21 protein-coding genes are annotated in these 20,539 nt (G+C 71.2%); 14 read left to right on the top strand and 7 right to left on the bottom strand.

All coding sequences use genetic code 11. From position 1 onward, the window contains the following. Window positions 1-21 precede the first annotated feature (21 nt). Both ACWAUO_RS10750 and ACWAUO_RS10745 read left to right on the top strand, forming a co-directional pair. Window positions 22-1,485 carry a DUF7059 domain-containing protein gene (locus tag ACWAUO_RS10750; RefSeq protein ID WP_460775328.1) on the top strand — a complete coding sequence of 488 codons (1,464 nt, stop codon included), beginning with the start codon at window positions 22-24 and terminating at the stop codon, window positions 1,483-1,485. A gap of 47 nt (window positions 1,486-1,532) precedes the next feature. Continuing rightward, complete coding sequence (locus tag ACWAUO_RS10745; protein ID WP_460775327.1) at window positions 1,533-2,960, top strand: CCA tRNA nucleotidyltransferase; 1,428 nt, start codon at window positions 1,533-1,535, stop codon at window positions 2,958-2,960. 8 nt (window positions 2,961-2,968) lie between these two features. Here the strand turns inward: ACWAUO_RS10745 and ACWAUO_RS10740 are convergent, their stop codons facing one another. From ACWAUO_RS10740 to ACWAUO_RS10725, 4 genes are all read right to left on the bottom strand, one after another. Next, complete coding sequence (locus ACWAUO_RS10740; RefSeq protein ID WP_460775326.1) at window positions 2,969-3,586, bottom strand: signal peptidase I; 618 nt, start codon at window positions 3,584-3,586, stop codon at window positions 2,969-2,971. After that, window positions 3,583-4,269, bottom strand: coding sequence for an LPXTG cell wall anchor domain-containing protein (locus tag ACWAUO_RS10735; protein ID WP_460775324.1), 687 nt, complete (start codon window positions 4,267-4,269; stop codon window positions 3,583-3,585). Before ACWAUO_RS10735 ends, ACWAUO_RS10740 begins: the two co-directional genes overlap by 4 nt. Beyond that, window positions 4,256-5,038: a hypothetical protein gene (locus ACWAUO_RS10730; protein ID WP_460775323.1), complete on the bottom strand. Its 783-nt coding sequence runs from the start codon at window positions 5,036-5,038 to the stop codon at window positions 4,256-4,258. The genes ACWAUO_RS10735 and ACWAUO_RS10730 overlap by 14 nt, the downstream gene beginning before the upstream one ends. 169 nt (window positions 5,039-5,207) lie before the next feature. Beyond that, on the bottom strand, window positions 5,208-5,852 hold the full coding sequence (locus ACWAUO_RS10725) for an alternate-type signal peptide domain-containing protein (RefSeq protein ID WP_460775321.1): 645 nt from the start codon (window positions 5,850-5,852) through the stop codon (window positions 5,208-5,210). A 374-nt stretch (window positions 5,853-6,226) separates the two neighbouring features. On the opposite strand from ACWAUO_RS10725, the gene ACWAUO_RS10720 reads away from it, so the two are divergent. The 8 genes from ACWAUO_RS10720 to ACWAUO_RS10685 all read left to right on the top strand — a co-directional run bounded on the left by ACWAUO_RS10720 (window position 6,227) and on the right by ACWAUO_RS10685 (window position 16,083). Next, on the top strand, window positions 6,227-7,552 hold the full coding sequence (locus ACWAUO_RS10720; protein WP_460775320.1) for a GAF domain-containing protein: 1,326 nt from the start codon (window positions 6,227-6,229) through the stop codon (window positions 7,550-7,552). Between the two features lie 342 nt (window positions 7,553-7,894). After that, a complete protein-coding gene (gene exaC, locus ACWAUO_RS10715; protein WP_460775319.1) occupies window positions 7,895-9,445 on the top strand; it encodes an acetaldehyde dehydrogenase ExaC in 1,551 nt (516 codons plus the stop codon). 110 nt (window positions 9,446-9,555) lie between these two features. Next, window positions 9,556-9,957 carry a DUF779 domain-containing protein gene (locus ACWAUO_RS10710; RefSeq protein ID WP_460775317.1) on the top strand — a complete coding sequence of 134 codons (402 nt, stop codon included), beginning with the start codon at window positions 9,556-9,558 and terminating at the stop codon, window positions 9,955-9,957. Window positions 9,958-9,999: 42 nt separating this feature from the next. Then, window positions 10,000-10,431, top strand: a complete 432-nt coding sequence (locus tag ACWAUO_RS10705) for a cupin domain-containing protein (RefSeq protein ID WP_460775316.1) — start codon at window positions 10,000-10,002, stop codon at window positions 10,429-10,431. Window positions 10,432-10,618: 187 nt separating this feature from the next. Next, window positions 10,619-12,250: an ABC transporter substrate-binding protein gene (locus tag ACWAUO_RS10700; RefSeq protein WP_460775314.1), complete on the top strand. Its 1,632-nt coding sequence runs from the start codon at window positions 10,619-10,621 to the stop codon at window positions 12,248-12,250. A gap of 64 nt (window positions 12,251-12,314) precedes the next feature. Then, window positions 12,315-13,388 carry an ABC transporter permease gene (locus tag ACWAUO_RS10695; RefSeq protein WP_460775313.1) on the top strand — a complete coding sequence of 358 codons (1,074 nt, stop codon included), beginning with the start codon at window positions 12,315-12,317 and terminating at the stop codon, window positions 13,386-13,388. Beyond that, window positions 13,388-14,413: an ABC transporter permease gene (locus tag ACWAUO_RS10690; protein WP_460775312.1), complete on the top strand. Its 1,026-nt coding sequence runs from the start codon at window positions 13,388-13,390 to the stop codon at window positions 14,411-14,413. The genes ACWAUO_RS10695 and ACWAUO_RS10690 overlap by 1 nt, the downstream gene beginning before the upstream one ends. Then, window positions 14,410-16,083, top strand: coding sequence for a dipeptide ABC transporter ATP-binding protein (locus tag ACWAUO_RS10685; protein WP_460775310.1), 1,674 nt, complete (start codon window positions 14,410-14,412; stop codon window positions 16,081-16,083). Before ACWAUO_RS10690 ends, ACWAUO_RS10685 begins: the two co-directional genes overlap by 4 nt. 107 nt (window positions 16,084-16,190) lie before the next feature. Here ACWAUO_RS10685 and ACWAUO_RS10680 read toward each other — a convergent pair whose 3' ends face one another. Genes ACWAUO_RS10680 through ACWAUO_RS10670 form a run of 3 tightly spaced genes read right to left on the bottom strand, consistent with a single transcriptional unit; the run spans window position 16,191 to window position 18,660 of the window. Continuing rightward, complete coding sequence (locus tag ACWAUO_RS10680; RefSeq protein ID WP_460775309.1) at window positions 16,191-16,496, bottom strand: antibiotic biosynthesis monooxygenase family protein; 306 nt, start codon at window positions 16,494-16,496, stop codon at window positions 16,191-16,193. Window positions 16,497-16,552: 56 nt separating this feature from the next. Beyond that, window positions 16,553-17,686, bottom strand: a complete 1,134-nt coding sequence (locus tag ACWAUO_RS10675) for a hypothetical protein (RefSeq protein ID WP_460775307.1) — start codon at window positions 17,684-17,686, stop codon at window positions 16,553-16,555. Continuing rightward, window positions 17,683-18,660 carry a hypothetical protein gene (locus ACWAUO_RS10670; RefSeq protein WP_460775306.1) on the bottom strand — a complete coding sequence of 326 codons (978 nt, stop codon included), beginning with the start codon at window positions 18,658-18,660 and terminating at the stop codon, window positions 17,683-17,685. Before ACWAUO_RS10670 ends, ACWAUO_RS10675 begins: the two co-directional genes overlap by 4 nt. Window positions 18,661-18,855: 195 nt before the next feature. On the opposite strand from ACWAUO_RS10670, the gene rpsF reads away from it, so the two are divergent. Genes rpsF through rplI form a run of 4 tightly spaced genes read left to right on the top strand, consistent with a single transcriptional unit; the run spans window position 18,856 to window position 20,492 of the window. Further along, a complete protein-coding gene (rpsF, locus tag ACWAUO_RS10665) occupies window positions 18,856-19,212 on the top strand; it encodes a 30S ribosomal protein S6 (protein ID WP_460775786.1) in 357 nt (118 codons plus the stop codon). Window positions 19,213-19,217: 5 nt separating this feature from the next. Next, complete coding sequence (locus ACWAUO_RS10660; RefSeq protein WP_460775305.1) at window positions 19,218-19,718, top strand: single-stranded DNA-binding protein; 501 nt, start codon at window positions 19,218-19,220, stop codon at window positions 19,716-19,718. Between the two features lie 54 nt (window positions 19,719-19,772). Continuing rightward, window positions 19,773-20,027 carry a 30S ribosomal protein S18 gene (rpsR, locus tag ACWAUO_RS10655; RefSeq protein ID WP_133541417.1) on the top strand — a complete coding sequence of 85 codons (255 nt, stop codon included), beginning with the start codon at window positions 19,773-19,775 and terminating at the stop codon, window positions 20,025-20,027. A 12-nt stretch (window positions 20,028-20,039) separates the two neighbouring features. Next, window positions 20,040-20,492: a 50S ribosomal protein L9 gene (gene rplI, locus ACWAUO_RS10650; protein WP_460775303.1), complete on the top strand. Its 453-nt coding sequence runs from the start codon at window positions 20,040-20,042 to the stop codon at window positions 20,490-20,492. Window positions 20,493-20,539 lie beyond the last annotated feature (47 nt).

Here is a 20,539-nt window from a genome sequence, read left to right as displayed (position 1 = left end):
AGCACGCGGTTGAATGGTCGGATGGACCTCTCGCCCGCCCCCGCGCTCGCCGGCGCACTCCGTGACCGCGACTTCACCGTGGACGGGCTCGCATCCCGCTGGGGTGCCGTGGCGGACGCCGCGATCCGACGCGCCGACCCGGTCCCGGCACTGCGTGCGCTCGGCGACGGCCCGCTCGATGTGCTGGCGCGGCTGCTGTTCCTCGGCCGCGAGGTGCCGGCGGCCGTGTTCGCCTCGGCCATGCCGGAAGCCGCCCGGGATGCGGCGGTCGCGCTCGGGATCGTACGGATCGACGGCGACGTCGTCGTCCCGGAGGCCGTGGTGCGACCCGTGCGCATCGGCCCGGACGCACGGGACGCCTGGGTCGTCTCCGATCGCGACGAGCTCGCCGGGGTCTCGCCGCTGCGACCGGACCACGTGCTCGGCGTCGGCGGCGCCGGCCGTACCCTGTCGTCGCTCCTGCCCGGAGCCGGCGCCGGACGAGCGCTCGATCTGGGGTGCGGATGCGGGATCATCGCGCTCGAACTCGCCGTCCGGGGCTACGAGGTCGTCGCCACCGACATCTCCGAGCGGGCGCTCGCCTTCACCGCGCTGAACGCCGCCCTGAACGGGCTCGCGGATGCGGTGGAGCCGAGGCTCGGCAGCCTCTACGACCCCGTGGCCGGGGAGCGGTTCGCGCTCATCGCGTCGAACCCGCCGTTCGTCATCACGCCGCGCACGGACGACGTGCCGAGGTACGAGTACCGGGACGGCGGCCGGGCCGGTGACGCGCTCATGGCGCAGGTCGTGGGCGGGTTGGGTGCGCACCTCGCGCCCGGCGGCCAGGCGCGCCTGCTCGGCAACTGGGAGGGACCGGCCGAACGCGTGCTCGGATGGGCCGACGACCTCGGCCTCTGGGTCGTGGAGCGGGAGCGGCTCGACCCCGCCGCGTACGCGCAGCTGTGGATCCGCGACGGCGGCACGGTCCCCGGCACCGACGGGTACCGGCGCCTCATGGGCGCCTGGCTCGACGACTTCGCCGCGCGGGAGGTCGCATCGATCGGCATGGGGTGGGTGCTGGCGACGACGGCCGACCCGACGCTGCGGCGCACCGAGCAGGTCGGCGCGCAGGTGGGGCCCGAGCTTCTCGGGGAGCACGTGTCGGCCGCGCTCGACACGCACGTGCGGCTCGCCGTGCTCGACGACGCGGGCCTCGCCGCATCCCGACTCGTCGTCGCCGGCGACGTGACCGAGGCCCGGCACCACCTGCCCGGGCAGGAGTCGCCGTCGGTCATCGAGCTGCGACAGGGCGGCGGCCTCGGCCGGACGGTCGACGCCGACCCGGCGCTCGTCGCGCTCGTGGGCGCCTGCGACGGCGACCTCGCCGTGGGCGCCCTCGTCGACGCGATCGCGCAGCTCATGGAGGTCGACGCCGCGGCCCTCCGGGCGGATGTGCTGCCCCGCGTGCGGGAGCTGCTGTTCACCGGGATGCTGCGCTTCGCCTGAGCGTGCACCGCACGGGCCCGACCGGGTCGGCGGATAGGCTCGAAGGCATGCTGAACATGGCCGAGGGAGTGGCGCGCCTGGGCGCGCTCGCACAGTCGCCGGTGGTCGACACCCTCGCGCAGGCGTTCGCCGCGGCCGGGTACGAACTCGCGATCGTCGGCGGTCCCGTCCGCGACGCGCTCCTCGGCGTCGGCACGCACGACCTCGACTTCACGACCGACGCGCGGCCCGACGACATCCTGCGGATCGTCACGCCGATCAGCACCGCCCAGTGGGACATCGGGCGGGCCTTCGGCACGATCGGCGCCCGCATCCGCGGCGAGCAGGTGGAGATCACCACCTATCGCGCGGACAGCTACGACGGCGAGACCCGCAAGCCCGAGGTCGCGTTCGGCGACACGCTCGAGGACGACCTCGTCCGCCGCGACTTCACCGTGAACGCCATGGCGCTCCGCATCCCCGGTCCCACGCTCGTCGACCCGACCGGCGGTGTCGAGGACCTCGTGCGGGGCGTGCTCCGCACCCCCGTCGACCCGCGCATCAGCTTCGGCGACGACCCGCTCCGGATGCTGCGCGCGGCCCGGTTCGCGTCGCAGCTCGAGTTCGAGGTCGACGCCCCCACCGTCGACGCCATGACCGACATGCGCGAGAGCCTGCGGATCGTCAGCCCCGAGCGGGTGCAGGCCGAACTCGTGCGGCTGCTGCAGACCGACGACCCGCTCCGCGGCATCCGGCTGCTCGTGGAGACCGGGCTCATGGCCGAGTTCCTCCCGGAGGTCCCGGCGCTCCGACTCGAGGTCGACGAGCACCACCACCACAAGGACGTCTACGAGCACTCGCTGACGGTCCTGAGGCAGACGATCGACCTGGAGCACGAGCGGCACCCCGGCGAGGCGCCCGACGTGCCGCTGCGTCTCGCCGCGCTCCTGCACGACATCGGCAAGCCCGCGACCCGGCGCCTCGAGCCCGGCGGCGCGGTGACGTTCCACCACCACGACGTGAAGGGTTCCCGCATGGCGCGCAAGCGCCTGCGCGAGCTGCGGTTCGACGGCGCGACGATGGACTCGGTGTCGAAGCTCATCGAGCTGCACCTGCGGTTCTTCGGGTACGCCGAGGGCGCCTGGTCGGACTCGGCGGTGCGCCGGTACGTGCGCGACGCCGGGGACGAGCTGGAACGCCTGCACATCCTCACCCGCGCCGACGTCACCACGCGCAACAAGCGAAAGGCCGCGCGCCTGCGCGGTGCGTACGACGACATCGAGCACCGCATCGCGGCCCTGCGCGAGCAGGAGCAGCTCGACGCGATCCGGCCCGACCTCGACGGCAACGAGATCCAGCGGATCCTCGGCATCACCCCGGGGCGCGAGGTCGGCGAGGCGTACCGGTTCCTCCTCGACCTCCGGCTGGACGAGGGCCCCCTCGGCCCGGAGGAGGCCGAGCGGCGCCTCCGCGACTGGTGGGCCGCCCGCGCCTGAGTCCGGCCTTACGGCGTCGGTCCGGTCCCCACGCCCACGTCGGACGGATCGGTCTGCGCAATCCGCACACGGCGGTCCCGCGCCGCACTCACGAGCGACCAGCCCGCGTAGCCGAAGAGCGCCACCACCACCACGGGGACCACGACCGCCCGCACCGGGCCGGTCATCACGGCGTTGACCCACCCGAGGAACGGGATGCTGTACCAGAGCCGTCCGCGGATCTGCTCGGCCTGGACCGTTCCGGCGTCCGCACTCCCGTTCGCATCGCCCTGGGTGACGAAGGCGCGCTCAGCGCCCAGACCGACGCCCACCACGCGATGTGTGGCGACCGTCGCCTTCCCCGATTCGAGTTGGAAGGTGATGATGTCGCCGATGGCGATCTCGTCCGGATCCACGGGCTGCGTCACGATCAGGGTGCCGATCGGCAGCGTCGGTTCCATGGAGCGGCCGCTGATCGTGAAGGTGCTCGCACCCGTCACGAGGGGGACGCCCACCACGAGGACGATGAGGAGCAGGAGGAGCGCGAGGATCCCGGCCCTCGCCCCGCGCCACAGCGCCGATGCCAGTGACCGCGACGTGGACTCGGTGTCCGTTCCGTGGTCCGTGACCTGTTCCGTCGTCGTCATGTGTGCCGCCTCCGTCTCCGAACCGCGAACGCCCCGCCGAGCAGTGCCGCGATCGACGCCGCGCCCAGGAGCATCGGAAGGTCCGAACCGGTGGACGCCAGGATGCCGGCGCTGCCGGTGTCGGGACCGGCCAGCAGCGGGATCACGGCCGGGTCGACGGGGCACCCGTTCGGCAGCGGCACGGCGCCCGTGTCGCTGAGGGCGACGAGGATGTCCAGCGACACGGTCACGTTCTCGCCGTCGGTCAGTTCGGGGGCGAGCGCGACCTCGATCGGCACCTGCATCGCTTCGCCGCGCTGCAGCACGGTCTGCGGCGCCAGGGCGCTGCAGGCGACGGAACCGTCGACAGCGACGTCGCGGTCGCCGGATCCGGTCACCCGGAGGGCGTCGATGACGTCGGGGTCCTCGGCGACCGCGGGAGCGGCGAACACTGCGACGAGGGTGGCTCCGGGGCGCTCGGCGCGCAGGTGCAGGGTCGCCCGCTGCGAGGCGCCCGGGACGGCGATCCATCCCGACGGGAGGAGCGACGCCGGCGGCGACGACGACCAGGTCGTGCCGTCCAGGCTGTACGACAGGTCGGGGACGCCGGTGGTCGCCGCGGCGGGCGCCGTCGAGAGCATCGCCGCGACCGCGCCGACGACGAGTGCGGCGCCGGCGAGCGGGTGCCGATCACTCCTGCGCATGCGACTCCTCCGGCTGGGACACGCGTTCGTCGACAGGAGGATCGGATGCCGGTGGCACGACCGGACCGTCGTCCGCCGGTGGTGCGGGAGGGACCGGGGCGGTGCCAGGCACCGTGAACGCCAACGGCACCGTCATCCCGCCGGTCGTGCACTCGTCGACCGTGCCCTCGAAGGTGACGTAGACCGGGACGTCGACGTCGCCGACCTGATCGACGGGACCGAGGTGGGTGACCGTCACGCAGAGGGTCAGCGATTCCCCCGGCGCGAGCGCGAGCGTCGCATCGTCGACGGGGCCCTGATCGATCAGGATGCCGTCGGACACCGCCGTGTCGCAGGCGCCGTGCCGGTACCGCACCTCGACCTCGGAGGGCGGCACCCGGTCACCCGCGAGCTGGATCCGCATCCCGGTCCACGTGGTCGTGGCGCCGATGTTCGTCACGGTGACCGGTACGGACGCGGCGCCGTCGGCGACGAGGGTGACGGTGCTCGGGGCGGACACCCGAAGGCTCCCCTCGATCGGTTCGGCGGCGGGGGTCGGATCGGGTGGTGCCGGCTCATCCTGGGCGGGCGGCTGCGGGAGCGGAGCCTCCGGTGCCGTGGCCGGATCCTCGTCGGACGGCCCGGTGCCCGCATCCGACCGTTCGGGAGCGAGCTCGAAGGGGTCGTCGTCAGCCTGCAGCGGCTCGGCGGCGGCCCGCCCCTGGGGGAGCGGGGGTGGCGCGTCGCCACCCTCGTGTCCGCCCTGTGTCTCGAAAGTCCCGGTGACCACGGTGCTGATCTCGAGCGTCGTAACCCATGACGCCATGCTCCCGGGCGCGGTGAAGACGGTCGCGACCAAGACGGCGGTGCCGATGAGGAACGCGCCCGAGCCTCCGCGCCCACTGGAGGGGCGCGGAGAACCGGGGCGTGACGAACGGGACATGAGGATCACGCGCGGCTCAGTTCACCTCGTCCAGCGGTTCCGCCACCTGGCGCAGCGTGATGCTCGTGCTGAGTCTGGCTTGGACTTCCATCGTGTCGGGGTCGTCGACCGTGTCGGCGTCGAACGGCCACTGCCAGGTGACGGTGATGTAGAAGTCCCCGATCGTCGTCCCGTGGAGATCGACGCCGTACGTGTCTTCGACGTCCGTCCCGAAGAACGTCGCCCAGGGGTGATCGTGGCCGCCCGCTTCCGCATCGTCCGGGTCCGGGGTGGACGTGATCGTGTACGTAGGGCCGAAGGCCGCATTGATCGCGGCCGACTTGTCCGGGAGGACATGGTCCTCGTGCCACGGGGTGGCCGTCATGTCACCGAGGGCCACATCTGCGGCGACATACAAGTTGTCGCCGGCCGCCTCCACACGGATCCGTTGCTTGTACACGACCGTGTCGCCCGGCACGATGATGGCCTCGTGCATCGGGCGTCCCTGCTTCTCGCCATTGAGGTACCAGGCGTTCCACATGTCCTGCAGCGAGACGAAGCCCGTCTGGAACCGTGTGTTGCTCTCGCTGGTCTTCTGCCAGTAGGCCAGCGATCCGCCGCCCCCCAGCATCAACACGATCGCCGCGCCCACTGCGACCATCGCCTTCGTGGTCTTCTGCATGTCCCCGCTCCTCCTGACGACGACACCTCTGGTCATCTCGTCCTGACGCTACGGAGCGGGGCACCAGGGGGAGAAGGTCCTTCAGCCACCAGAATCGGTGGATTTCGCCCCGCGACCGCATCCCCGACACGAAACACGCGTGCACAACTGCGGAGGCCGTCCGCGACACGCCGTGCCACCCGCATCCGGATGCGGCGTGTCGCCCGTCACCTCCGCAGTTGTGCACGCGGACGACGGCGGTCGCCCGTGCACGACGGTGGTCGCATGCGCGCGGCGGTGCCGCCCGGCGCCGGGCGCGGACGCGGGGTCTGTCGCGCGCGGAGGCCGCCACCTACACTGGTGCGCGACCTCGCATCGCCGCCGATCGGAGGGTCGTGTCGTCTCCGTGGACCCCTGCCCGCGCCGTCCGTCCTGACGCGTCGCGGCTGCTCATCGAGCGCGCGCACGAGGAGTTCCTGCTCGGCAACGCCGACGACCCGCGGCTGGGCGACGTGCGCGGCATGGTCCGGGACAGCTGGCGACGTTCGCTCGAGAGCCTCGTCGGGGCTGAGGCCCTGCCGCCCCTGGACCTCACCGCCGAGCAGCTGCAGCACCTGCGGCGGCAGCATCCGCTCGCTTCGGTCATGGACATGATCCGGACCCTCCTCATCCCCGGCACCCCCGAGGAGTCCGGTGTGGTCGTGGCCGTCGGTGACGCGGCCGGGCGGCTGCTGTGGGTCGAGGGCGACCGGGGCGTGCGCAGCCTCACCGGCGAGATGGGGTTCGTCCCGGGCGCGAACTGGTCGGAACCGGCCGTGGGCACGTCGGCGCCCGGCACGGCGCTGGCACTCGGCCGGTCGGTGCAGATCCGCGGGGCCGAGCACTTCAACCGCCTCGTGCAGCCGTGGTCGTGCACGGCCGCGCCCGTGCACGACCCCGAGACCCGCCGCCTCCTCGGCGTCATCGACGTCACCGGCGGCGACCAGGTCGTCACCGCCCAGGCGCAGCTGCTCGTCGACGCCACGGCACGTGCGGTCGAGGGCGAACTGCTCCTGGCACGGATGCGGGAGCGCGAGCGGACGCCGGCTCGCGGGTCCCGCCGCCGCCGTCCTGCGGGGGAGACCCTGCACGCGACGCTGCGGGTGCTGGGGCGCGACCGGGCGCTGCTGGAGGTGGCGCAGGACGGGACGGAGCGGGTGACGGAACTCACCGCCCGGCACGCCGAACTGCTGCTCATGCTCGCCACGCACCGGCAGGGGCTGTCGGCGGAGCGGCTCGCCGAGCTCGTCTACGGCGATCCCGACGCGACCGTCACCCTCCGCGCCGAGCTCGTGCGGCTCCGGCGAACCCTGGAACGGGCGGCACCGCCGCTCGTCCCGTCGTCGCGGCCGTACCGGCTCGGGATGCCGCTGGAGACCGACGCGCACCAGGTGTTGTCGCTCCTCGACCGCGGCGCGCACCGCGTGGCGCTCGCCGCCTACCGGGGCGACGTGCTCCCGGACTCGCACGCCCCCGGTGTCGAGGAGGTGCGCGAGACGGTGCGGGCGGGTCTGCGCGAATCGATCATGTCCGAGGCGGGTGTCGACGTGCTCCTCGCCTACGCCGACACCGACATGGGCGCGTCCGACGCCGAGGTGCTGCGGCTGTGCCTCGGGATGCTGCCGGCGCGCTCGCCGAAGCGGCCGGGCCTCGTCGCGCGGCTCGAGCAGCTCGAGGCGTAGCCGCCCCGCATCCGTCCGCCCCGCACCGTCCCCCGCCCCGCCCCGGATGCGGCGTGCACAACTGCGGAGTTCGTGCGCGACACGCCGGGTCGCCCGCATCCGTCGTCGGAGTGTCGGCGGCGATCTCCGCAGTTGTGCACGAGGGAGGCCCATCAGTCGTGCACGGGGAGGTGGGGCGTTGTGCACGGGATGCCGCCCGCTGTGCACCGGGGGGAGGCCGCGCGTCGTGCACGGGGCGCAGGCGCGGGCAACGGATGCTGCAACGCGATGCAACCTCCGCCGACCTACCGTTGCGGTACGCGGCGACGGCGCCGCGAGTTCATGACAGTCGAAGGAGACACCATGACCATCGTCGAAGAGGGCGTCTCGAGCGTCTACGCGGCCCCCGGCCAGCGCGGCTCGGTCGCCGAATACCGCGCCCGGTACGGCCACTACATCGGCGGCGAGTTCGTCGAGCCGATCAAGGGCCAGTACTTCGAGGACATCACCCCCGTCACCGGCAAGCCGTTCTGCGAAGTCGGCCGCGGCACCGCAGAGGACGTCGACCGTGCCGTCGAGGTGGCGTGGCAGGCGTTCGAGTCGTGGAAGCGCACCACGCCGGCCGAGCGCGCCGTGATCCTCAACAAGATCGCCGACCGGATCGAGCAGAACCTCGAGAAGATCGCCGTCGCCGAGACGTGGGAGAACGGCAAGCCCGTCCGCGAGACGCTGGCCGCCGACATCCCCCTCGCCGTCGACCACTTCCGCTACTTCGCCGGCGTCCTGCGCGCGCAGGAGGGCACGCTCAGCCAGCTCGACGAGAACACTGTCGCGTACCACTTCCACGAGCCGCTCGGCGTGGTCGGTCAGATCATCCCGTGGAACTTCCCGATCCTCATGGCGACGTGGAAGCTCGCACCGGCGCTCGCCGCGGGCAACTGCGTCGTGCTGAAGCCCGCCGAGCAGACGCCGGCCAGCATCCTGTTCCTGTTCGAGCTCATCGGCGACCTGCTGCCCGCCGGTGTCGTGAACATCGTCAACGGCTTCGGCATCGAGGCGGGCGCGCCGCTCGCCCAGCACAAGCGCATCCGCAAGGTCGCGTTCACGGGAGAGACCACCACGGGCCGGCTCATCATGCAGTACGCCTCGCAGAACCTCATCCCGGTGACGCTCGAGCTCGGTGGCAAGAGCCCGAACCTCTTCTTCGAGGACGTCGCCCGCGACCGCTCCGACGCCTACTACGACAAGGCGCTCGAGGGGTTCACCCTGTTCGCGCTGAACCAGGGCGAGGTGTGCACCTGCCCGTCGCGCTCGCTCATCCAGCGCTCGATCTACGACAACTTCCTCGCCGACGGCCTGGAACGGGTCGGCAAGATCGTGCAGGGCAACCCGCTCGACCCGAACACGATGATCGGCGCGCAGGCCTCGAACGACCAGCTGGAGAAGATCCTGTCGTACATCGAGATCGGCAAGGAGGGCGGCGCGAAGCTCCTCACCGGCGGCGAGCGGGTCGACCTCGGCGGTGAGCTCAGCGGCGGCTACTACGTGGCACCGACCGTGTTCGAGGGCACGAACGACATGCGCATCTTCCAGGAGGAGATCTTCGGGCCGGTGCTGTCGGTGACCTCGTTCGAGGACTTCGACGACGCCATCTCGATCGCGAACGACACGCTGTACGGCCTCGGGGCGGGCGTCTGGAGCCGCTCCGGCGACACCGCGTACCGTGCCGGTCGCGCCATCGAGGCCGGCCGCGTCTGGACGAACACGTACCACCAGTACCCGGCGCATGCCGCGTTCGGCGGGTACAAGCAGTCCGGCATCGGCCGCGAGAACCACCTGAAGATGCTCGACCACTACCAGCAGACGAAGAACCTGCTGGTGTCCTACGCCGAAGGCCCGATGGGCTTCTTCTGATCCCACGCACCCCCGACCGTGTCCCACTTCCTGCCGCTCTGCGCACCGGATACCGGCAGGAAGTGGGACACGTTCCGCAGAAAGTGGGACATGCAGAGGAGGAGGACGGGATGACGCAGACGACGTACTCGCGGGTCGCGGTGACGGACGCCGCCGCGGCCCTGCTGCGGGACCTCACCGCGCAGCACGGGCCGCTCATGTTCCACCAGTCCGGCGGATGCTGCGACGGCAGCGCGCCCATGTGCTACCCGGTGGGGATGTTCATCACGGGCCCCTCCGACGTGCACCTCGGCACCCTGCGTGTGGACGGCCTCGACCCGATCGAGGTGTACATCTCGCAGGCGCAGTTCGAGTACTGGAAGTACACGCACATCACGATCGACGTGGTGCCCGGCCGCGGCGCCGGGTTCAGCGTGGAGGGCCCGACCGGCAACCGGTTCATCATCCGGTCGCGGATGCTGACCGACGCCGAGCTCGCGCACTTCGGCCTCGCGCCGGACCTCACCGCCTGACCGGTTCACGCCGGCGTAACGGCCGGGGTCTAGCCTGACGCCGTGGACACGCCCCGCCCGACCCTCGCCGAACACCTCGACCTCGCCCCGCACCCGGAGGGCGGCTGGTTCCGCCGCACTTGGACCGCGCCGGCCGCGGTGGAGACGCCGAACGGCGTGCGGCCGGCGGCCACCTGCATCCACTACCTCCTGACCCCCGAGGAGCGCAGCGCCTGGCACGTGGTCGCGAGCGACGAGATCTGGCTCTGGCACGGACCCGGGATGCTGGAGCTCAGCCTCGGCGGTGACGGCGACGCCCCGGGCGGGACCGAGACCGTCGTGCTGGGTCCCGACGTCGCTGCCGGCCACCGGGCGCAGTGCGTCGTCCCGGCCGGGGTCTGGCAGGCGGCGAGACCGCTGGAGGACCGCGACGTGCTGGTCACGTGCATCGTCTCGCCCGGATTCTCGTTCGACGACTGGCGGTTGGCGGACTGATCCCGCGCACGCCCGGGAATTGCGCAATCCGCGCGATTCGGCGGGACGGGGTTTCGCGTCCTGCGGGTTGCAGTCTCATTACGAAACGTCACCGGGCATTGGACCCGGCGACTTCGGCGGGTGAGGATGAGCGCCAACGTCGCGCGAGCGCGCGGCGTCCCATCCACCCCAGCAGAGGTAGCAACATATGTCACTGCATCACAGCGCGCGCGGCCGCCTCGGCCTCGTGGCCGTCGCCCTCGGCGGCTCCGCCCTGGTCCTCGCCGGCTGCGCCGGCGGCGGGAGCAACGGCGGCGGCGACTCGGCCGCCGGCGGCGACCTGATCATCGGCACCACCGACAAGATCACCTCGATCGACCCCGCGGGCTCGTACGACAACGGCTCCTTCGCCGTCATGAACCAGGTCTACCCGTTCCTGTTCAACAGCCAGTACGGCACCGCCGACGTCACCCCCGACATCGCGGAGTCGGGCGAGTTCACCTCCCCGACCGAGTACACGGTCAAGCTGAAGGAGGGCCTGACCTTCGCGAACGGCCACGAGCTCACCTCGTCCGACGTGAAGTTCTCCTTCGACCGCCAGGTCGCGATCGCCGACGAGAACGGCCCCTCCTCGCTCCTCGGCAACCTCGAGTCCGTCGAGGCCCCCGACGACACCACGGTCGTCTTCCACCTCGTGAACGGCGACGACCAGACCTGGGAGCAGATCCTTTCCAGCCCCGCCGGCCCGATCGTCGACGAGGAGGTGTTCTCCGCCGAGGAGGTCACCGCCGACGACGACATCGTCGAGGGCAACGCCTTCGCCGGTCAGTACGTCATCGACTCGTACAAGGTGAACGAGCTCATCTCGTACGTCCCGTTCGAGGACTACCAGGGCGCGCTCGGCGCCGCCGAGAACAGCAGCGTCACGGTGAAGTACTACGCCGACGCCTCCAACCTGAAGCTCGACGTCGCCGGCGGCGACATCGACGTGGCCTTCCGCAGCCTCAGCGCCACCGACATCGACGACCTCGCCTCGAACGACGCGGTGAAGATCGTCGACGGCCCCGGCGGTGAGATCCGCTACATCGTCTTCAACTTCGACACGCAGCCGTTCGGCGCCGCGACGGAGGAGGCCGACCCGGCCAAGGCGCTCGCCGTCCGTCAGGCGATGGCCGACCTCATCGACCGCGACGCGCTCGCCGAGGACGTGTACAAGGACACCTACACCCCGCTCTACTCCTACGTCCCGCAGGGCCTGACCGGCGCGATCGAGCCGCTGAAGGACCTCTACGGCGACGGCGAGGGCGGTGCCGACCTCGAGGCCGCCACCGAGCGTCTCGCCGCCGCGGGCGTCGAGACCCCGGTCGTGCTGAACCTGCAGTACAACGGCGACCACTACGGCCCGTCGTCGGGTGACGAGTACGCGGCGATCAAGTCGCAGCTCGAGGAGGGCGGCCTGTTCACCGTCAATCTCGCGCAGACCGAGTGGGTGCAGTACGCCAAGGACCGCACCGCCGACGTCTACCCGATGTACCAGCTGGGCTGGTTCCCGGACTACTCGGATGCCGACAACTACCTGACGCCGTTCTTCTCGCTCGACAACTTCCTGGTGAACCACTACGACAACCCCGAGGTGCAGCAGCTGATCACCGATCAGGCCACCCAGACGGATGCCGCCGCCCGCCAGGCCGACATCGAGAAGATCCAGGAGCTCGTCGCCAACGACCTGTCCACCCTGCCGCTGCTGCAGGGCACCCAGGTCGCGGTCGTCGGCACCGACGTGGAGGGTGCCGTCCTCGACGGATCCTTCAAGTTCCGGTACGCACCGCTCCACAAGTAAGACCGCCGGGGGCCGGAGGACGCAGCGTCCTCCGGCCCCCGCTCGTTCCCGTAAGGTTCCCCCCATGGTCACAGCGGTCGACGCCGCGGACGTCGTCAAACCCGTCGCGCCACAGCGCGGCGGCATCTGGCGCTACATCCTCATCCGTCTCCTCCTCATCATCCCCACGGTCTTCATCCTCGTGACGGTGGTGTTCCTGCTGATGCGCATCACCGGTGACCCCATCACCGCGGCGCTCGGCGGGCGCCTCCCCCCGGCGCAGCTCGCCGAGCGCATCGCCGAGGCCGGGTACGACCGTCCGCTCCTGGTGCAGTACCTCGAGTACATCGGCGGGGTCTTCCGCGGCGACTTCGGCACCACGATCACCGACGGGCGCCCGGTCGTGACGATCCTGCTCCAGTACGGGTCGGCGACGCTCGAGCTCGCGTTCTACGCCCTCATCGTCGCGTTCATCCTCGGCATCCCCCTCGGCATGCTCGCCGCCTACCGCCGTGACAAGTGGCAGGACGCCGCGCTGCGGATCGCCGCGATCCTCGGGTACGCGACCCCCATCTTCTTCCTCGGCATGATCCTGAAGCTCATCTTCTCGGTGGGCCTGGGGATCCTCCCCACCTCCGGGCGTGCCTCGACGCGCACCGAGCTGCAGCTGCAGCGGCTGGACGGGCAGACCGGCATCTACCTCATCGACGCCATCCGCACCGGCGACCCGAACGTGGTCGGCGACGTGCTGTGGCACGCGGTGCTCCCGGCGGTGGCACTCGGCATCCTCACCGCCGGCATCTTCCTGCGGCTCGTCCGCACGAACGTCATCGGCACCCTCGGCGCCCAGTACGTCACCTCCGCGCGCTCCCGCGGCGTGGGGGAGTACCGGCTCGTCACCAAGCACGCCTACCGCCCCGCGCTCATCCCGATCGTGACCGTCATCGGTCTGCAGATCGCGATGCTGCTCGCCGGCGCGGTCCTCACCGAGACCACCTTCGAATGGAAGGGCATCGGCTTCATGCTCTCCGAGTACCTGAAGGCCCGCGACTTCGTGGCCGTCCAGGGCATCGTCGTGATGATCGCCGTCGTCGTCGCCGTCACGAACTTCATCGTCGACGTCGTCGCCGCCTTCATCGACCCGCGAGTGAGGTACTGATGACCGACACCGCGCACACCCCGTCCCTCGACGAGGTCACCACCCGCAAGACCCCGCTGCGCGACCGCATCCCGGTGCTCTCGCACCTGCGCCGCAGCGTCGGACTCCAGCGCGGGATGCTGGTGACCGGCCTCGTGCTCACCGGGCTGTTCATCCTCGTCGCGATCCTCGCACCGTGGATCTCGCCGTACGGCTTCGCCCAGCGCGGCGTCGACGGCCAGGACTTCGGCACCCTGCAGCCGCCGAACCCGGTGAACCTGCTCGGCACCACGGTCAGCGGGTTCGACGTGCTCTCGCGCACCCTGTGGGGAGCGCAGACGGCGCTCCTGGCGATCCTCTGCGCCATCGCGTTCTCGATCTTCCTCGGCGTGTTCCTCGGGCTGGTCGGCGGCTACTTCGGCGGCTGGCTCGACCGGACCCTGGTCGTGCTCTCCGACGCGATCTACTCGTTCCCGTCGCTGCTGCTCGCGATCGTCATGTCGATCGTCATCAGCCGCGGGCAGTCGACCCTGCGGGGCGGCATCCTCGCGTCCGCGATCGCGATCACGGTCGTGTTCGTGCCGCAGTACTTCCGTGTCATCCGCGCCGAGGTGGTGCGGGTGAAGGCAGAGCCGTTCGTCGAGTCGGCCCGCGTCATCGGCGTGCCGACGCCCCGCATCCTGATCCGTCACGTGCTGCGCAACTCGACCCGGTCGCTGCCGGTGGTCGTCACGCTGAACGCGTCGGAGGCCCTCCTCACCCTCGCCGGCCTCGGCTTCCTCGGCTTCGGCATCGAGGCCACCGCCGCCGCCGAGTGGGGCTACGACCTCAACCGCGCGGTGTCCGACGTCACCAGCGGCATCTGGTGGACGGCGGTCCCCCCGGGGATGGCGATCGTGCTCGTCGTGCTCGGGATCACCCTTGTGGGCGAGAGCCTGAACGACCTGAGCGACCCGCGCCTGCGCACCCGCCGCCGCGCCGCGTCCACCGGCCGCGGGAAGGGCGCCGCTACGCCGGCAGCCGACCCGAAGGAGGTCGCGGAATGAGCGACATCGCACGCATCGACGACCTGCGGGTGACCTTCGCCACGGATGCCGACCCGGTCGTGGCGGTGGACGGCATCTCCCTGGTGGCGCACGCCGGCGAGGTGCTGGCCATCGTCGGCGAGTCAGGTTCCGGCAAGACCGTCACGGCGAACACCCTGCTGGGCCTGCTCCCCGAGACGGCCACGCTCGACGGCGCGGTGGTCATCCGCGGCCGTGACGGCGGCGAGACCGACGTGGTGCACGCCTCCGCGACGCAGCTGCGCGCCATGCGCGGCCGCGACGCGGCCATGGTGTTCCAGGAGCCCTCGACCGCGCTGAACCCGGTCTACACCGTGGGCTGGCAGATCGCGGAGGGGCTGCGCGCGCACGGCGACGTCTCCAAGAAGGAGGCGCGCGAACGGGCGATCGAGATCCTCCGCAAGGTCGGCATCCCCGACCCCGAGCAGCGGGTCGACGACTACCCGCACCAGTTCTCCGGCGGGCAGAAGCAGCGCGTGGTGATCGCCATGGCGCTCGTGCTGAACGCGGGCCTCATCATCGCGGACGAGCCGACCACCGCGCTCGACGTCACGGTGCAGGCCGAGATCCTCGAACTGCTGCGCGCCTGCCGCGACGAGTTCGGCGCGACGGTCGTGCTCATCACCCACAACATGGGCGTGGTCGCCGACCTCGCCGACCGGGTCGTCGTGATGTACCGCGGCGACATCGTGGAGCAGGCGCCGGTGCGCGAGCTGTTCGAGCATCCGACGCAGCCGTACACGCGGGAGCTGCTCGCGGCCGTGCCGCACGTCGGCCGCGGGAAGAGCGTCACGCAGGACCCGGCCGCCCCGGCGCCGGTCGCGCCGCCCGAGGGCAGTCTCGTCGTCGCGACGGACCTCGAGATCGCCTACCCGGGCCGCTTCGGCAGCGCAGGGGTCGTCGCGGTGCACGGGGTGGACTTCTGGATCGGACCCGGCGAGGTCGTCGGTCTCGTGGGGGAATCGGGCTCCGGCAAGACCACGATCAGCCGCGCCATCGTCGGGCTCACACAGGTGGTGGGCGGCTCGCTGCGGGTGCTCGGCACCGAGATGCGCGGGGCGAAGCCGCGGCACCTGGCCAAGCTGCGGCCCGACATCGGGTTCGTGTTCCAGGACCCGGCGACGAGCTTCAACCCGCTGCTCACGATCGCCGAGTGCATCGCCGAGCCGCTCATCGTGCACCGGCGGGCTCGGAGCGCCGGCGGTGCACGCAAGCGCGTCGACGAGCTGCTGGATGCGGTGCGTCTGCCGCGGGCGTTCGGTGACCGCTACCCGCACGAGCTCAGCGGTGGGCAGCGCCAGCGCGCCTCGCTCGCCCGCGCGCTCGCGCTCGACCCGAAGCTGCTCATCGCGGACGAGCCGACGAGTGCGCTCGACGTGTCGGTGCAGGCCACCGTGCTGGATCTGTTCGCGACCCTGCAGCGGGAGCTCGGGTTCGCATCGCTGTTCATCAGTCACGATCTCGCGGTGATCGATGCGGTCGCCGATCGGGTCGTGGTGCTGCGACAGGGCCGCATCCGGGAGCAGGGGACGACCGCGCAGGTGCTGCTGCAGCCCTCGGACGACTACACGAAGCGGCTGCTCGCCTCGCTCCCGGTGCCGGACCCGGTCGCCCAGGCCGCCCGCCGCGCCGAGTGGCAGCGCCTGCGCTGACCCACGTCACACGCAGAACCGCGAGACTGCATCCGGCCGCCGAGACAGCGGGGTAACCCCGCAGTCTCGGCGCGCAGATGCAGTCTCGCGGTCCGCTGGGGGTGGGGTCAGGCGGGGACGACCTCGATGAGGGTGTGCTGCTCGATCGCGGACTGGGACGCGAGGCGGTTGGCGTCGGCGTTGGCGTGCGAGTTGCGGAACGAGTCCGACCGCATCCAGCCCATGAACGCATCCTTGGAGTCGAACTCCATGGTCGAGACGTAGGGGAGGCCGTCGGCCTCGGGACGCAGCAGCGTCGCGCGCTGCAGACCGGGGACGCCACCGAGGTGATCCCGCATCGAGGCGCTGAAGGTCTCCTCGAACGCGGCGGCGTTCTCGGGGGCGACGGTGATGCGGTTGGTGACGATGAACACGGGTACTCCTTCGGTCGGGGCTGCCGGAAGGATATCGGCCGCTCCTGGGCCGCCCCTCAGCGGAAGAGGAGCCCCAGCACGCCGGAGTTCAGGACGAACCAGGCCGCCACGACCACCGCGCCGATCACGATCGGCACCCACGGCACCCGGCGACGGAGCCGGCGTCCCTCCCGGGCGACGCCGGGCGGCGGGGTGAGTGCGCGCGCAGGTGCGTCGAAGGGGAGGGATGCCGCGGGCGCACCCGGTGCGGACGCCTCGAGCAGCCGGTCGTCGCGCCATCGCGCCCACTGGTCGAGCTTCGTGAGCAGCGCGCCGACGACGGAGAAGAGCCACGCCCACGTCGCCGGGTCGAGGGTCGTGACCGGCCGCTTCGTGTAGAGGAAGAGCCAGTCGTCGACGATCTCGACGTCGAGCGCCGCGGCGTTGTCGATGAAGCGGGCCATGATGTCCGGCGTGAACAGGTACAGGGCGTCGCGCTCGTACCCCTCGGGGCAGTACAGCGCGAAGGAGCGGTCGAAGTCGCCCTCGAGGCTCAGGCGCTGGTCCTTGCGGAACGACGCCGGGAGGTTGCTCGCCCCGAACAGCGCGTTGTTGCCCACCGCGTCGAGCACGATGTGCGGAAGCGGCGTCTCGAGCTTGATCGCGACGTACCCCCACCGGTGCGTGGTGCGGTTCTTGCCCGACCCGGTCGTGTAGTGGTGGTTCGCGAACTCGACGAACCGCGGCTGCACGCCGCGGACGACGTCCTCGGTGCGACGGGAGTCGCCGATCGAGAAGATCATGCCCGGCAGTGGCGGGTCGGGGATGGCGGGGAGGAACGTCATGCCGTTGGCGTGCGCGAAGCGGTCGAGCCGGTACCAGCGCTCCTGCGCGGCCCGGCGGGCGTGCACCCACCACCAGACGGCGAGTCCGATGAGCGCGCCCACGACGATGATCGGGAGCACCGCCGTCAGGACGCCGAACCAGGCCCCCGTCCCGTTCCGGGCGAGCAGGCCGATGAACACGGCGGAGACCGAGCCGAGCACCCCGAGCACGGCCACCCCGAACACGGCCGCGACCACGAGCGCGATCGCGACACCGGCACCGGATGCGGGGACCGCCCCCTGGGCGCGCAGCCGTGCGATGAACGTGGCGACGTCGCGACGCTGGACGCGATCTGTCAGCGCACGCGCGTCGAACGTGCCGCTCACACGTTCACCCGGTCGGCGTCCCACCGCAGGTCCGCCTCCGGCGGCAGCGGCAGCGCCTCGACCGCCGGGTCGGCGCAGAGCGCCTCGACGACGGATGCGGGGCCGCCCACGATCGTGGAATCCCAGTCGACGTCGGTGACGAGCACCCACGAGCGGTCGGCGGGCCACAGCAGGGAGGGGGAGCGGGTGCCGAGCCGGCCCAAGTCCGGATCGCGCCACGGCACCGCATCCGCCCATCCGGGGTCGGTGAACAGCGCGAGCACACCGTGGAACAGCACGTGCTCACGGCCCGGCAACGCCAGGAGCGTTCCACGTGAAACCTCGTCGGGCAGCATCCCCGGCTGCCACTCCGCCTGGGCGTACGGGCGGTTGAACGGGTCGATGACGCTGTGGGCGAGCGTCTCCCGGACACGGCGCTGCGCAGGGTCGTCGGGGGTCTCGAACAGCACCGCGGCGGGGTTCGGGGCGATCCCCTCGTGCCCGAGGAGTCCACCCCAGCCGGCCCACACGGCCGCGAACCCCGGGGCGGGGTCGTCGCCGACGAGCCCGGCGACCACGGCGGCGAGCGTCTCGGCATCCAGCTCACCGGCGAGCGGCGGGTCGTACGCCCAGCCGTCGCGGGAGAGTGCGGTCGCGGTCTCGCCGGGTGCGAGGTGGCGGGTGCCCACGAGCGAGGCCCACTGGGCCAGCGGATGCAGTGCGGTGCCGAACGCATCGGCGGCGTCGCCCCAGCGGGCCGCGACCGTCTCGATCTCGGGGCGGCTCGCGGCGAAGGCGTCCCACTCTCGGCGGTGACGCTCCTCGGGGAACGGCGGCCACGGTCGATCGACCGGCCGCGACCGGGTGGTGGGGTGCAACACCCTCGCGTAGGCGGCGAAGCCCCGGGGGACCGCGTCGTGCATCGTGCCGCGCCACGGGGCGTCGATCCGCTCCCGCAACCAGGCGCCGGCGGAGACGTCGTCGGTCCACTGCATGCGGGCCACGCTACCTGCAGGATTCCCGGGTGCGACGGAAGATCGCGTCCGGTAGACTGATGCGGTTGTCCGACTGCGCCCCTGCGCGCATGCCGTGACGACGTGCATTACACCCTCCTGCTCCCGGGAGATACCCGGGAGCCGTTCTAGTCCGAAGGAGGTGGGTTAGTGACGCACACGCACCAGTACGAGCTCATGGTCATCATCGACCCCGAGATCGACGAGCGTCAGGTTGCCCCCAACCTCGACAAGTTCCTGAAGGTCATCACGAACGATGGTGGCTCGATCGACAAGGTCGACGTGTGGGGCAAGCGCCGTCTTGCGTACGAGATCCAGAAGAAGAACGAAGGCATCTACGCCGTCGTGAACTTCACCGCCACGAGCGAGGCCACGCAGGAGCTCGACCGTCAGCTGAAGCTGGCCGAGATCATCATGCGTACCAAGGTCCTGCGCGCCGAAGAGGCGATCGCCATGATCGCGTCCGAGGCCAAGCGCGCCGAGGAGAAGGCTGCCCGCAAGGCTGCCGCTCCCGCGAAGGCTGCGAAGGCGTAACGGTCATGGCCGGCGAAACGATCATCACCGTCGTGGGCAACCTCACGGCGGACCCGGAGCTGCGCTACACGCAGAACGGGCTCCCCGTCGCGAACTTCACGATCGCATCGACGCCGCGCAACTTCGACCGTGCCTCCGGCGAGTGGAAGGACGGCGAAGCGCTGTTCCTCCGTGCGTCGGTGTGGCGTGAGTTCGCCGAGCACGTGGCGGGTTCGCTCACCAAGGGCATGCGGGTCATCGCGACCGGCCGCCTGAAGCAGCGTTCCTACCAGGACCGCGAGGGCAACCAGCGCACCTCCATCGAGCTCGAGGTCGACGAGATCGGCCCGAGCCTCCGGTACGCCACGGCGCAGGTCACCCGCGCCGCCGGCGGCGGTGGTGGCGGAGCGCCGCGTGCCCAGGTGGCCGCAGCGGAGGAGCCGTGGGCGACCCCCGGCTCGGCCGGCGGCAACACCGCGGACGCGTGGGGCGCCCCGGGCGCCTACGGCGACGACACTCCGTTCTGATTCATTCCGGATGCGGTCGCACACCGCATCCGAACACTCTCGTAAGGAAAACCAATGGCTGGAAAGTCGAGCGGCGACCGCCGCAAGCCGCGGAAGGGCGCGAAGAACGCCGCTCCCGCGAAGGCGATCCGCGTCGGCGTCATCGATTACAAGGATGTCGCCACGCTTCGCAAGTTCATCTCGGAGCGCGGGAAGATCCGTGCCCGTCGTATCACCGGTGTGTCGGTGCAGGAGCAGCGTCTGATCGCCAAGGCGATCAAGAACGCGCGCGAGATGGCGCTCCTGCCCTACGCCGGTGCGGGCCGGTAAGGGGTACCCACCATGGCAAAGCTGATTCTCACGAACGAGGTCACCGGGCTCGGTAGCGCCGGCGACGTTGTCGAGGTCAAGAACGGGTACGCCCGCAACTACCTCATCCCGCAGGGCTTCGCCGTCGCGTGGTCGCGCGGTGGCGAGAAGCAGGTGGCGTCCATCCGCGCCGCCCGCGAGGCCCGTGCGATCCACGACCACGAAGAGGCCGTGGCGCTGAAGGACTCGCTCGAGTCCAACAAGGTCAAGCTCACCGTCAAGGCGGGTGCCGAGGGTCGTCTGTTCGGCGCCGTCAAGACCGCCGACGTCGCCGAGGCCGTCAAGGCCGCGGGGCTGGGCGAGCTCGACAAGCGCAAGATCCAGATCACCAAGGCGATCAAGGCCGTCGGCCAGCACGAGGCGACGGTCCGTCTGCGCGACGACGTCACCGCCGTGATCACCCTCCAGGTGGTCGCTGCGAAGTAACGCGACGCGCTCCCACGACGCCCCGGGCCGGTTCGGTCCGGGGCGTC

This window comes from Microbacterium sp. GXF7504, from assembly GCF_054798235.1.
The sequence above is the reverse complement of the archived record's forward strand: the minus strand, read 5'-3'. Positions and strand labels throughout refer to the sequence as shown.